Source organism: Parachitinimonas caeni (genome assembly GCF_030129945.1).
Taxonomy (GTDB): domain Bacteria; phylum Pseudomonadota; class Gammaproteobacteria; order Burkholderiales; family Chitinimonadaceae; genus Parachitinimonas; species Parachitinimonas caeni.
In genome coordinates this window covers 93,912-105,858 of the sequence record NZ_JARRAF010000005.1, presented here as the reverse complement: position 1 = coordinate 105,858, position 11,947 = coordinate 93,912, and the positions used below count along the sequence as shown (strand labels likewise).

At 57.3% G+C, this 11,947-nt stretch carries 12 protein-coding genes and 2 tRNA genes; 8 read left to right on the top strand and 6 right to left on the bottom strand.

Features of this window, described 5'->3' with window-relative positions:
• Positions 1-94 precede the first annotated feature (94 nt).
• From PZA18_RS05905 to PZA18_RS05895, 3 genes are all read right to left on the bottom strand, one after another.
• On the bottom strand, positions 95-751 hold the full coding sequence (locus PZA18_RS05905) for a fumarylacetoacetate hydrolase family protein (RefSeq protein ID WP_284099880.1): 657 nt from the start codon (positions 749-751) through the stop codon (positions 95-97).
• A 185-nt stretch (positions 752-936) separates the two neighbouring features.
• Complete coding sequence (locus PZA18_RS05900; protein WP_284099879.1) at positions 937-1,140, bottom strand: hypothetical protein; 204 nt, start codon at positions 1,138-1,140, stop codon at positions 937-939.
• A gap of 150 nt (positions 1,141-1,290) precedes the next feature.
• Positions 1,291-2,217 carry a CobD/CbiB family protein gene (locus PZA18_RS05895; RefSeq protein ID WP_284099878.1) on the bottom strand — a complete coding sequence of 309 codons (927 nt, stop codon included), beginning with the start codon at positions 2,215-2,217 and terminating at the stop codon, positions 1,291-1,293.
• Positions 2,218-2,610: 393 nt separating this feature from the next.
• On the opposite strand from PZA18_RS05895, the gene PZA18_RS05890 reads away from it, so the two are divergent.
• Together PZA18_RS05890 and PZA18_RS05885 are read left to right on the top strand one after the other, a co-directional pair.
• The gene (locus PZA18_RS05890) at positions 2,611-3,201 is read left to right on the top strand and encodes a superoxide dismutase (protein WP_284099877.1); all 591 of its coding nucleotides are present in this window, start codon (positions 2,611-2,613) and stop codon (positions 3,199-3,201) included.
• Positions 3,202-3,293: 92 nt separating this feature from the next.
• Positions 3,294-3,521: a hypothetical protein gene (locus PZA18_RS05885; RefSeq protein WP_284099876.1), complete on the top strand. Its 228-nt coding sequence runs from the start codon at positions 3,294-3,296 to the stop codon at positions 3,519-3,521.
• A 12-nt stretch (positions 3,522-3,533) separates the two neighbouring features.
• Here PZA18_RS05885 and PZA18_RS05880 read toward each other — a convergent pair whose 3' ends face one another.
• From PZA18_RS05880 to rluD, 3 genes are all read right to left on the bottom strand, one after another.
• Entirely contained in the window at positions 3,534-4,664 is a 1,131-nt protein-coding gene (locus PZA18_RS05880; protein WP_284099875.1) for a PQQ-dependent sugar dehydrogenase, read from the bottom strand.
• A 126-nt stretch (positions 4,665-4,790) separates the two neighbouring features.
• Positions 4,791-5,534 carry a peptidoglycan editing factor PgeF gene (gene pgeF / locus PZA18_RS05875; protein WP_284099874.1) on the bottom strand — a complete coding sequence of 248 codons (744 nt, stop codon included), beginning with the start codon at positions 5,532-5,534 and terminating at the stop codon, positions 4,791-4,793.
• Positions 5,506-6,555 (bottom strand): 23S rRNA pseudouridine(1911/1915/1917) synthase RluD, encoded by a 1,050-nt coding sequence (gene rluD / locus PZA18_RS05870; protein ID WP_284099872.1) that lies wholly within the window; start codon positions 6,553-6,555, stop codon positions 5,506-5,508. Before rluD ends, pgeF begins: the two co-directional genes overlap by 29 nt.
• Here rluD and PZA18_RS05865 point away from each other — a divergent pair.
• From PZA18_RS05865 to PZA18_RS05840, 6 genes are all read left to right on the top strand, one after another.
• Positions 6,554-7,339, top strand: a complete 786-nt coding sequence (locus PZA18_RS05865; protein ID WP_284099871.1) for an outer membrane protein assembly factor BamD — start codon at positions 6,554-6,556, stop codon at positions 7,337-7,339. The genes rluD and PZA18_RS05865 overlap by 2 nt on opposite strands.
• Before the next feature lie 131 nt (positions 7,340-7,470).
• Positions 7,471-7,546: transfer RNA gene (locus PZA18_RS05860), tRNA-Ala, on the top strand.
• 53 nt (positions 7,547-7,599) lie between these two features.
• Positions 7,600-7,675, top strand: a tRNA-Glu gene (locus PZA18_RS05855).
• 60 nt (positions 7,676-7,735) lie between these two features.
• The gene (locus PZA18_RS05850; RefSeq protein ID WP_284099870.1) at positions 7,736-8,521 is read left to right on the top strand and encodes a class I SAM-dependent methyltransferase; all 786 of its coding nucleotides are present in this window, start codon (positions 7,736-7,738) and stop codon (positions 8,519-8,521) included.
• Complete coding sequence (gene mutY / locus PZA18_RS05845) at positions 8,518-9,570, top strand: A/G-specific adenine glycosylase (RefSeq protein ID WP_284099869.1); 1,053 nt, start codon at positions 8,518-8,520, stop codon at positions 9,568-9,570. The genes PZA18_RS05850 and mutY overlap by 4 nt, the downstream gene beginning before the upstream one ends.
• A gap of 570 nt (positions 9,571-10,140) precedes the next feature.
• Positions 10,141-11,742, top strand: coding sequence for a flagellin N-terminal helical domain-containing protein (locus PZA18_RS05840; RefSeq protein ID WP_308447332.1), 1,602 nt, complete (start codon positions 10,141-10,143; stop codon positions 11,740-11,742).
• Positions 11,743-11,947 lie beyond the last annotated feature (205 nt).

Sequence of the window (11,947 nt, the reverse complement as noted above, 5' to 3'; positions counted from 1 at the left end):
CAAAGCGGGTTGGCAAACGCATCCACAACCCGGCAACAGCCAGCTTGACGGTATTGGAAGAGGTCTGCGCCAGACCTCTCCCGCCGTCAAGGCGTCAGGCAACAACAAACTCCGCGTCCAGCAATCCCCCCAGCTTCATCGACAGTTTGTCGCCAGACTTCAGTGGGCCAACGCCCTCTGGCGTACCGGTAAACAGCAAGTCCCCTTCCTGCAAGGTAAAGCGGCTGGACACGTATTCAATGAGGGTAGGCACGTCGTAGACCATCATCCGGGTGTCACCGGTCTGGCGACGCTCACCATTGATATCGAGGCTGAAAGATACATCCTGCGGATCTGGAATCGCGGCAGCCGGAACAAATCGGGACAAACAGGCTGAACCATCGAAACCTTTGGCAAGGGTCCAGGGCAGGCCCTTCTGCTTGGCAACGTTCTGCAAATCTCTTGCTGTCAGATCAAGCCCGATGCCATAGCCGGCAATATGCGACAGGGCGGCAGCCTTCGAAATATGCTTGCCCCCCCGCCCGATCACCAGCACCAGCTCGACTTCATGGTGAATTTCTTGCGACCACGTCGGCAACACCAAGGGCTCGCCTTCTTTCTGGATGGCCGAAGTGGGTTTGATAAAGACCAAAGGCTCTGCCTCGACTTTGTTGCCCAACTCAGCCGCATGCGCCGCGTAGTTGCGACCGATGCAGTAGATGTTGGCAACCGCAATGGAAGGATGATTCGTCAGAAATTCAATGGAGGGCATGGTCGTGGCGTGTAAGTGGAAATGGAACCAATATCTTACAACAGCCTGCAATCCCGAATTCCGGGTGACGACGCCATAAACAGGCCGTCCGGCACCTTATTGGGCAAGGCGCAGACTCGCGCCAAACCGGCAAAAGAAAAGCGGAGCACTTGGCTCCGCTTTTTTGAAGACAGATAAAAGCAGAATTACTGCTTCTTCTCTTCCTTCTTCTCTTCCTTCATTTCTTCTTTCTTAGCCTTCTTGGCCTTCTTGGCCTTCTTAGCAGGCTTGTCTGCCTTCTCTGCCTTGGCTTCAGCTGCAGGCTTCTCTGCAGGAGCGTCAGCAGCAACTGCAGTCATGGAAACAGTAGCGAAGAGACCAGCAATCAGGGCAGCGATAAGCTTGTTCATGGTTAATTTCCTCTAACTTACAAAGTTTAAAAAGGTCTACTACTTGGTTGCGAGAGCAGATTTGTGTTGCCTCACTCACCATAACGCAGCTCGAATCCAGTCGGTTGACACGAATTTACTTTTTTTCGTGTGGGCAACTCAGGTAGCGGATCAAACCAGGCGAGCGAGACCCAGTAATAGCAAAACCGCCAGCCAAAGCAAGGCCGAACGCCAAATCAATCCAACCGCACTTTGCAGGTAGTTGGGATCTGCATCTTCCCCCAAGCCAAGCTCGGGCCGGAATTTCACAGTGTGGTCCTGATGGATGGCTTCCCCGAGCTTGACGCCAATGGCACCCGCCCCAGACGCCAACAAGATGCCATAGTCGTAGTTGGCCCAGGCATGCGCCTGTGAACGCCAGCAGTACACCGCATCTTCAAAATCCCCCATCACTGCAAAGCCGATCGCGGTCAGTCGCACTGGCAACCAATCAAGCCACGCCCCCACTTTGCTGGCAAACAAACCAAAGGGCTCATCATGCCGCAGGGCGCGCAGCCCCCACTCTTGCGCCAGCAGGCTGGAGGCCCGATAAGCAACCGCACCCGCAGCGCCGAATGGGCCCAGCAGCATGAACCAGAAAATCGGGCCAAATACGTAGCGATAAGAATCTGTCAGGCCGTGTTCGATTGATAACCGTGATACCTCCGCCTCAGTCAGTTCACTGGTTGGCTGGGAAGTCCACTCTGCCAGCAAGCGCCTGGCCTCATCGAGATTGCCATCGCGTAATGCTTCGGAAATACCGGTAAATGCCGAGCTGAACTGACGAAAACCAACCGTCAAATACAGCACGGCCACATTCCATAACCACATCAATAACGGATGAACCGCGTTGAGCCCCCAGGCCACCGCGCCGGCCAATACGGCTATCGGCAATACCGCCGCGCACCAGCCGACAACGCCGTGGCGATACTGACCCGCATTGCTGCTGCGCTCGATGAACGCTGCGTAATGATGAAAACCCAGATAAAAGGGATTGCGCTTGCCAAGCGAATGCAATTGTTCCAGCAAGAGCGCAGCCACTAACGAAAACACACCCATCGTAGCCTCGTCGCACAAGAGGTAATCGCCGGCAAGATACCATAGTTCCCGCCGCAAAACCCCCGCAGGCCACGCCAGGACTGGCCGCCACAATAACGTACTGTTTTAGTCAACTATTGGAATACCCAAGGCTTTGGGCTAGACTGACGAGTCGCTACGCGACGGTAAAAAATACGCTGACCGCCTTGCTGACGAAGATGGCATTGTCGCTAATCACTGTTTTCTTAAGGAAAGCGTCGTTGCCTGAAGGAACCGACAAGCCGACAGCAATCCAGATACAGACCCAGTTCGCCCTAGCCGCTTTCAACCTGTCCGCTCAAGTGCGAGCCTGACGGTGCCGACCGTTGCTCTCCGGCCCGCGCCCCGAGCGTACCGCTATCTTGGAGATACCACATGGAACACAAACTGCCCGAACTGCCTTACGCCCTCGACGCCCTGGCTCCTCACATGAGCAAGGAGACGCTTGAATATCACTACGGAAAGCACCACCAGACCTATATCACCAACCTGAACAACCTGATCAAGGGCACCGACAACGAAAATCTGTCGCTGGAAGAGATCGTCAAGAAGGCCCCGGCCGGCGGTCTGTTCAACAACGCTGCCCAAGTATGGAACCACACTTTCTTTTGGCTGGGTTTCAAGCCGAACCCTAACAGCGAAGCTCGTGTTCCGGCAGGCGCCTTGGCTGATGCCATCAACGCCAAGTGGGGTTCTTTCGACGAGTTCAAGAAGGCCTTCAACACTTCGGCCGCTGGCAACTTCGGCTCTGGCTGGACCTGGCTGGTGAAAAAGGCGGATGGCAGCGTAGACATCGTCAACACGACAGCAGCAGCCACCCCCCTGACCACAGCGGATACCGCGCTGCTGACCGCCGATGTCTGGGAACACGCTTACTACATCGACTATCGCAACAGCCGCCCCAACTATCTGGAAGCGTTCTGGAAGCTGGTTGACTGGGATGTCGTAGCCAAGCGTTTCGCTTGATCAGCTGACGTCTTAGATAATAAAAAGGGCGGATTCACTCCGCCCTTTTTATTCCGACCGCTCGTGTATTTCAAATCAGGAATCTCCGCCCCATGATGATCGCCTGGATCGGCTACCTCTACGTCATCCTGATGATCGCCGCCACCAGTGGCAGTGCTGTCAAAGGACTATCAATTGCCTTCTTTCTCGGGATCTTCCCGACCCTGATCATGCTGTATCTGATGGGCATGCGCCTGCGTAAAAAACGGGCAGAGGAAGCCACCCTTCACGCAAGCGCCGGAAACAGCAGCCCTCAATCCGATACGCCAACCGAACATTAAGCGCTCACGACCTTATTGCGGGCCAAATCGCAGCACCTGGCCATGTTTATCGTCAGTCAGGTACAGCGCCCCATCCGGCCCAACCCGAACATCCACGGGTGCCCCTAACCCCTTCGCATCTTTCCAGTCACTGATAAGCTCTATGGCTTCCGCCTTGGGGATACCCTTGGCATCGACCGGAAATGCCATCAGCCGATGTCCATACTTGCGGTAGCCGTGATAGCCCACCACCAGCCAGCCCTTATAAGCCGCCGGGACTTTCTCGCCCGTCCACCAGGTCAATCCGAGCGGGGCAGCGTGTGGTGGCAGCAGGCGTAATGGTGCCTCGGTCTTGCTGCAGTCATATTTGGCAAATTCAGGGGCGGCAACCTTTTTGTCGTAGCAGAATGGCCAACCATAATGCTTGCCCTGCACCAGCACATTCAGCTCGTCGTGCGGCAACTCCTCGTCATTGGATAGCTTCAGGGGCTTATGAATGGCGTCACGGCTGTTTTCACCCTGCAGAATCGTGCCGCTGGTATGTACACCCAATGCAACGCTATTACGCAAGCCTGTCGCAAGGATTTCTGCTGCACCAATTTTTCCCGCCTCAATCTTGTAGCGTCGGACCACGCCAAACGCTTCGTCACCTTCAACCTCGGCGCAACGATTTGCAGCCCGCTCAGCCGCTGTTGCCGCCTCGCAATTGTCCGAACCACTCCCGATATTTACGTACAGCGTGCCATCTGGCGCGAAAGTGAAACTGGTCAAAGGATGACGACGTGAACCAGGTGGCGGCAAGGCAATCGTCGGCTCCAGCCTGGGGCTAGCCTTATCGAGCTGTGCAAGCGGGATACGGCTGATTTTGCCGACTTCTCCCAAATACAACTGGCCATCCGGCCCTAGCGCCACGCCATGTGGACGGTCGAGACTCTCCAGCACCACCTTGGCTTGCCAGCCAGCAGCACCTGGCGTCAGCACCGACAAGCGCCCGCGATTAGCGACCCAGCTGCCCATTTCCGCCACCGCCAAGCGACCATCCGGCAGAAAACTCAGCCCGCGAGGCATCTTCAGCCCTTCTGCCACCACGCCTACGCAGTAACCAGCGGGGGTAGTCACCGCCAGCTTGGGTAAGCCACCACAGGTTTCCGCCCAAGTCGGCACGGCATACGCCAACCAACAAGCGGCCAAAAGCTTTGATGAATGTTTCAAGTCCGAAGCTCCACTGAAATTTAAACGGCACAAAAAAAAGCGGTGGCCGATACAATCGGACCACCGCTGGGTTGTCTGTCACGCCAGCCAGATCAAACTGGCCATCCGTCCCGTCGTCTTGTCACGACGGTATGAAAAAAAGCGCTCGGCATCGGTCACCGTACAATCGCCACCGCCAAAAATGCGCGTTACGCCAACGGTATGGAGCCGTTGACGCGCCAAGCCATAGATGTCTGCCAACCACTTGCCGTTGTGATCAGCGGATCGGAAATGCTGGCTGGCGGCAGCGTCCTTCGCAAGAAACGCTTCCCGGACTTCCGGCCCAACCTCGAAAGCCCCTGGACCGATTGCCGGCCCCAGCCAGGCCATTAAGTCTTCACCGCCCATGGCTGTAATGGCGGCTTCAATCACCCCATCACACAAACCACGCCAGCCTGCATGCACCGCCGCGACACGGTCTCCCTTTGCCGTCGTCAGCAATACAGGCAGACAATCTGCAGTCATGATGGCGCAGACCACCCCCGGCTGCCGGGCGAACACCGCATCCGCTTCAACTCCTTGCACGCCAGCGGCCGCATCAACAACCTGAATGCCATGTACCTGCTTCAGCCACAAGGGCTCCGCCGGCAATGCTTGCCGTAGCAGGCGGCGGTTTGCCAGCACCGCGTTTGGATCATCTCCCACATGATCGCCGAGATTCAGGCTGGCAAAGGGTGGAAGGCTTACCCCTCCACCTCGCGTTGTCACCATCGCTCGCACCGTGGCAGGCGCTGGCCACAACGGATTGATGACCTCATTCAACCATCCAGATGCACTCGACATCGTTGTCATCGTCATCATCCCAATCTTCATCATCCGGTTCGGCCGCCAGACCAGCCTGCACACGTAGCGCCATGATCAGCTCAGCCATATCGGACGGCAACGGCGCACGCCAGCGCATGCTCTTACCGCTTTCGGGATGCACCAGCTCTAGCTTTGCCGCATGCAGCGCCTGACGGCCAGCCTGAAACATGGTCTGAGCCGGATCAGTGGGTGCCAATGGTTTACCGTTGTAAAGCGGATCCGCCACCAGAGGAAAACCCAGCTTCTGCATATGCACACGTATCTGATGGGTGCGACCGGTTTCAAGCTTGCACTCGACCAGAGTACGACGCCCATAGCGCTCAAGTGGCCGGTAGTGCGTACGCGCAGGTTTGCCAGTAGATACCACCGCCATGCGGATGCGATCTCGCGGATGACGGCCCACAGGCGCATCTACCACGCCACTGGTGTTCAGATCCCCTTCCACCAGCGCCAGATAACGACGGCCCACGCTGCGATCCTGCAGCTGACGTACCAACTGGGTCTGCGCCGCAACCGTACGCGCCACGACCATCAAGCCACTCGTATCCTTATCGAGCCGATGCACAATGCCGGCACGCGGTACAGTCCCCAGTTCGGGATAGTGGTAGAGCAGACCGTTGAGGATGGTGCCTCCCCAATTTCCAGCGGCAGGGTGAACTACCAGGCCTGCCGGCTTGTCAAGGACGAGAATCGAGCGATCCTCATACACCACCTGTAAATCAACAGGCTCCGGCGTGAACGCCGTTTGTTCCGGATCAGGAACCGGCTCGACCCGCACCGACTCAGCGCCCCAGAGTTTGTCTTTGGGACTGAGCTGGCGGCCATCCACCGTAACGCGCTGTTCCTTGATCCAGGTCGTGAGACGACTGCGTGACCATTCAGGAAATAACTGTGCCAACGCGGCATCAAGGCGAGTTCCGGCCAGCTCGGCCGGTATCACCACGATACGTGGTTGGGACAAGTCGCTATAATCTTCTGCTTCTTCATCGAGGTTTGACATGAAACGTATTGTACCGCTTATCGTCGCAATGCTTCTGGCTGGCTGCGGCACCTTCGGCCAGAAGGGCGAACAGAATGAACAAGCCTCGGCCGAAAAGATCTATCGCGAAGCCAAATCGGAACTGGACAGCGGCAACTACCAGACCGCCGCCAAGCTGTATGAATCGCTGACCGCCCGCTTTCCCTATGGCCGCTACGCACAACAGGCCGAGATCGAAATGGCATATGCCCATTACAAGGACAACGAACCCACCCTGGCTCTGGCCGCCATCGACCGCTTTATCAAGCAGCACCCAAGCCATCCCAACGTTGACTACGCCTACTACCTGAAGGGACTCGTCAACTTTCTGGAAGACCGCACCTTCCTGTCTTTTATATCAAAACAGGATCTATCAGAACGCGACCCCAAGTCCGCCCGCGAATCCTTCGAGGCGTTCCGCGAACTGGTCAATCGCTTCCCCAGCAGTCGCTACGCCGAAGATGCCCGGCTACGCATGGCCTTTCTGGTATCCGCGCTCGCACAAAATGAACTACATGTTGCTGGCTATTACTATAGACGGGGTGCCTACCTCGCAACGGCCAACCGCGCCAAGACCGTTGTCGAGCAATATCCTCACACCAAGCACGTTGAGACCGCGCTGGCCGCCATGGTTCTTTCTTACGACAAACTCGGCATGACCGAGCTACGTGATGACGCTAAGCGCGTGTTACTAAAGAACTATCCTGGTACGAATGCCTTACAGTCAGAGCTATTTGCTGAAAAGCCCTGGTGGCATCTTTGGTAACTTTTTCGGCCCTTTTCAAAAAAAAGTAAAAATTTTTTAAGAAAGGGGTTTACAAGTACCAAGGGGCAAAGCATAATGCGCACCTCTCAACGACGCAGCGCTAACAAGCAACACAGCGCAGCAACGGAAAAGGGGCTATAGCTCAGCTGGGAGAGCGCTTGCATGGCATGCAAGAGGTCAGCGGTTCGATCCCGCTTAGCTCCACCAAAGTTTAGGGATTATCGTGTTGTAATTAAGCTGTAGCGATAATCACAAACCGAGTCCCCATCGTCTAGAGGCCTAGGACATCGCCCTTTCACGGCGGTAACCGGGGTTCGAATCCCCGTGGGGACGCCAATAGACAGACAGGCGATCATTCGAAAGAGTGATCGCCTGTTTTGCTTTGGGGCGCCTATTTTGACTGTCACCACACCACCTTTAGCCACTTACCCATCTGGTATTGCTTTGCTGTGCGAAGACCCCGCTCAGGAAATTGCCGCCAGCCAGCTCGCCAACGAATATGGCTTCCCCCTGATCAACACCCCCCCCACCCATGGTCATGCACTATGCCTACATGCCGGCCGTTTAGAGCTGCGCGAATTCGGTCGTGGCGCGGCAGGCCCCGTCTGGGTGGATTTTGGTGGGAGCGAATTAAAGCGCCGTACTGCCGGCGGCAAGGGGTTACTACTGGCCAAAGCCGTCGGTTTCAAGCATGGCACCCCTTCGATTGTCGATGCTACAGCCGGATTGGGACGCGACAGCTTCACTTTGGCAGCACTCGGCGCCCCTGTTTGCATGATCGAGCGGAATCCCCTTCCTGCGGCACTGGTTGCAGATGGATTACGCCGTGCCGCTCAAGATCCGGCAACCGCCGAGATCAGCCATCGTATCCAGTTCCATTTCGGATCAGCCCAGACACTACTGACGCAATGGCAGGGCGAAAAGCCGGATACCGTCCTGATTGATCCGATGTTTCCCGAACCCACCAAGCGGGCCAAGTCCAAGAAAGAAATGCATGCCTTCCAGACACTGGTTGGGCCCGACCTCGACTCCGACCTGCTACTGGAACCTGCACTGGCTTTAGCCTGCCGCCGCGTAGCCGTCAAGCGGCCGCGCCACGCCCCCTGGCTGGCCAATCAAAAGCCCGATCTGAACTACGAAGGTGAAAGCGTGAGGTTTGACATTTATCTGGTGAAAGCATGAACACCACCTTTGCAGAGCGACTGGTTGACTGGCAACGCCACCATGGCCGGCATGATTTGCCCTGGCAACAGACTCAAGACCCCTACCGCGTCTGGTTGTCGGAAATCATGCTGCAGCAAACTCAGGTAATGACTGTCATTCCCTATTACCAGCGCTTTTTGCAACGCTTTCCAGATATCCAGACTTTGGCCGCAGCGGCAGATGATGAGGTGCTGGCAATGTGGAGCGGCCTGGGTTACTACAGCCGCGCGCGTAACTTACATAAGGCCGCCAAAGTCGTCGTAGCGCAACATGGTGGTCGCTTCCCTACCACCCCGGAACAGATCGCCGAGCTTCCTGGTATTGGTCGCTCGACTGCCGCTGCCATTGCGGCTTTTTGCTTTGGCGTCAGAGCCGCCATTCTGGATGGCAATGTGAAGCGGGTGCTGGCTCGCCATGCCGGCATCACGGGCTATCCCGGCGAACGGGCGGTTGAACAGCGCCTATGGACCATCGCCGAGCAACGATTGCCGGTGGCGGCAGACATTGCCGCCTACACCCAAGGCATGATGGATTTGGGAGCCAGCCTTTGCAGCCGCAGCAAACCGCTGTGTCTGCACTGCCCGTTGGCGGCGGATTGCGTAGCCCGCCTAACCGGCCAGGTTGATGCCTTGCCAACCCGAAAAGCCCGAAAAGCCATTCCGGAACGCAGCGCCACGCTGCTGCTGATCCACCACCGAGGTCGGCTGCTGTTCGAAAAACGTCCACCTACGGGCATTTGGGGGGGATTGTGGACGCTACCGCAAATCGATGACGATCAAACCGATCCGATTGACTATTGCCGCTTGCAACTCGGCCTGAACGTCTCCGTGGCGGAAGCCCTGCCCACGTTCAGCCATACCTTCACGCACTTTCGCCTGCATCTGACCCCGCTTCCGGCCAATCTGCTGGAAACACCGTTGAGCATGATGGAAGCCGGTCGAGCCTGGTTTGATCAGGCCACTGCCGAGGCATTGGGCCTGCCCAGCCCTATCCGCAAGTTGATCAGTCAACTCACAAACTTCCAATAAATGAGCCAACTCGGCCCGCTCTACACACCGCCATCCACTCAGTTTTAACCTGATCACCCTCCCTTCCCCGCCAAAGCGGCAAGGTCGCGGCAAATTAGACCTGCGGCCGGCAATTCTCGCCGGCCCTACCTGTCTTCAAGGCTCCCTCCCCCCCAAAGCTGAATCCAAGCTCTTGATTCGGCACATTTGCGGCAGAAATCGGCTTGGCATCCTGTTTGCTTTAGAGAGCACATCCAGTCCCATTGCGGGGGTTGCCGCCATGATTCACAAAGACTTTTCGCTTGTAGTTGCCTGCGCGAGGCGCGCAGTGCGAGCGGGCATGCGCGGCATCTCGGGAGCCGGAGCCCCACCTCCAGTCGGTCATCGACGACAGCAGGGCTCACGCCGCAGTGCCGATGAGGAGGGCCACGCCATGCGCTATGGATGACGCGCGGGGTGTGCCCCGATCACCACCCTGCAGGCTGACACAGCCTTGCTGGAACATTGCGGAGGGTAGGTACGGCCAACCGTCCACCCGGAATTGACCGCCGTCGGCTGTCTGTCATCAGACGCCGATCAAGGAGAAAAATCATGCAAGTCATACAAACCAACGTGCCCTCGTTGAATGCCCAGCGTAACCTCGACCGATCGGCCGATACGCTGCAAACCTCGCTGCAACGGCTTTCATCGGGTTTTCGTATCAATAGCGCCAAGGATGACGCGGCCGGCTTGGCAATTGCCGAACGCTTCACGTCGCAGATCCGTGGCATGGATCAGGCCCGCCGCAACTCCAGCGATGGCGTGTCGATCTCGCAGACAGCAGAAGGCGCGCTGGAGCAGATGGGCAATATCCTGCAACGGATTCGCGAACTGGCGGTGCAATCTTCAAACGCCACCAACTCGGTATCCGACCGCCAAGCGCTGAATGCTGAAGTCACCCAGTTGGTCTCGGAACTTGATCGCTTCTCTGTCGCAACCGAATTCAACGGCCAGAAGCTGTTTGATGGCAGCTTCGGGGCGGCAATCTATCAGGTAGGCGCCAATGCCAACCAGACGATTACAGCAACCACCACCAACTTCCGCACGGATCAATACGGCACCTTCCAGCTCGGGGTCGGCGATGGCACCGGCATCAAGGCGGTCACTCCAGCCCAGTCTGGCGCCATTGCAACGGCACCCGGCTCAACAGGCGTGGTCGCCAGTGGCTCGGTATCGCCATCCGGCACCTTCAGCATCAATGGTGTTTCGATGAATGCGGTTGATGGGGACAGCGCAGCCTCTCTTGCGGCCAAGATCAACTCGGCTGCAGTCGGCGTCAAAGCCAGTGCGCGCACTGAAGCCACCATGACGTTCTCAACGTCCGGCTCCTTCAATCTGGCGGTAGCCTCGAAGAGCAGCTCGTTCGAGGCGGTGTCATTCAACATCACCGACTCGAACAACGATGGCTTTATCGACCGGGTTGATTACGCCCAGGCGGTAAATGCCTTCAACGCCAAGTCATCCAAAACCGGGGTTGTCGCGCAGATCGTTGACTTCCAGACCGTCGATGCCACAGGTGCGGCCGTTACCCAGTCCGGGCTCAAACTGGTGGCCGACGACGGCAGCAATATTGCCCTGTCGGCGTCAGGCGGGTTCCCGACCGACGTCTCGATCTGGAGTGGTAGCGGCACCACTGCGCCGGCTTCGAACTTCCTGACCAGCGGTTCCGCTGCTGCGGCCGCATCGGGTAATACCGATACCACGCTCTATCTGGGAGGGCAGGTAACGCTGAACTCACTGTCGTCGTATTCACTGCTATCGGTCACAGCAGGGTTTGCTTCGGGCACCTTCAACTTCAGCGGTCTGGCCCCCGGCTCAACGGGCGCTGCCGAGTTACGCACCGTCGAGAAGCTCGATATATCGACAGTCGAATCTGCCACGCAAGCCTTGCGAGTGGTAGATGATGCGCTGTCTCTGGTCAATGATCAGCGTGCCAAGTTTGGTGCCTTGCAGAGCCGGTTTGCGGCCACCATCAGCAATCTGCAAACCACTTCGGAAAACCTGACCGCAGCACGATCACGAATCAAGGATGCCGACTTTGCCGCAGAGACGGCGAGTCTGACCAAGGCGCAAATATTGCAGCAGGCGGGCACAGCCATGCTCGCTCAGGCCAATGCCCTGCCAAATCAGGTGTTGTCACTGCTGCGCGGATAACCATGGGCACGTGGTTAGGGCCACGGCAAGCTTAAGGCCCTGCAACCGGCGATCAATCACTGATCGCCGGCTTTTTTTTGTAGACCGGTTGACGCCTGTTGCACTTGGCGGTGCAATGCGTGCCTGATCGTGCATGCAGTCAGGCCAACGACTTTTGTGCAAAACCCACGAGGTTTGCACGAAATCCACCAAGACTGCCGCATGA

Bases quoted from the DNA above. Each gene is read 5' to 3' on its own strand.
- PZA18_RS05900 (WP_284099879.1), bottom strand. From the start codon at position 1,140: ATGAACAAGCTTATCGCTGCCCTGATTGCTGGTCTCTTCGCTACTGTT.
- PZA18_RS05895 (WP_284099878.1), bottom strand. From the start codon at position 2,217: ATGGGTGTGTTTTCGTTAGTGGCTGCGCTCTTGCTGGAACAATTGCAT.
- PZA18_RS05905 (WP_284099880.1), bottom strand. From the start codon at position 751: ATGCCCTCCATTGAATTTCTGACGAATCATCCTTCCATTGCGGTTGCC.
- PZA18_RS05840 (WP_308447332.1), top strand. From the start codon at position 10,141: ATGCAAGTCATACAAACCAACGTGCCCTCGTTGAATGCCCAGCGTAAC.
- rluD (WP_284099872.1), bottom strand. From the start codon at position 6,555: ATGTCAAACCTCGATGAAGAAGCAGAAGATTATAGCGACTTGTCCCAA.
- PZA18_RS05885 (WP_284099876.1), top strand. From the start codon at position 3,294: ATGATGATCGCCTGGATCGGCTACCTCTACGTCATCCTGATGATCGCC.
- pgeF (WP_284099874.1), bottom strand. From the start codon at position 5,534: ATGTCGAGTGCATCTGGATGGTTGAATGAGGTCATCAATCCGTTGTGG.
- mutY (WP_284099869.1), top strand. From the start codon at position 8,518: ATGAACACCACCTTTGCAGAGCGACTGGTTGACTGGCAACGCCACCAT.
- PZA18_RS05865 (WP_284099871.1), top strand. From the start codon at position 6,554: ATGAAACGTATTGTACCGCTTATCGTCGCAATGCTTCTGGCTGGCTGC.
- PZA18_RS05890 (WP_284099877.1), top strand. From the start codon at position 2,611: ATGGAACACAAACTGCCCGAACTGCCTTACGCCCTCGACGCCCTGGCT.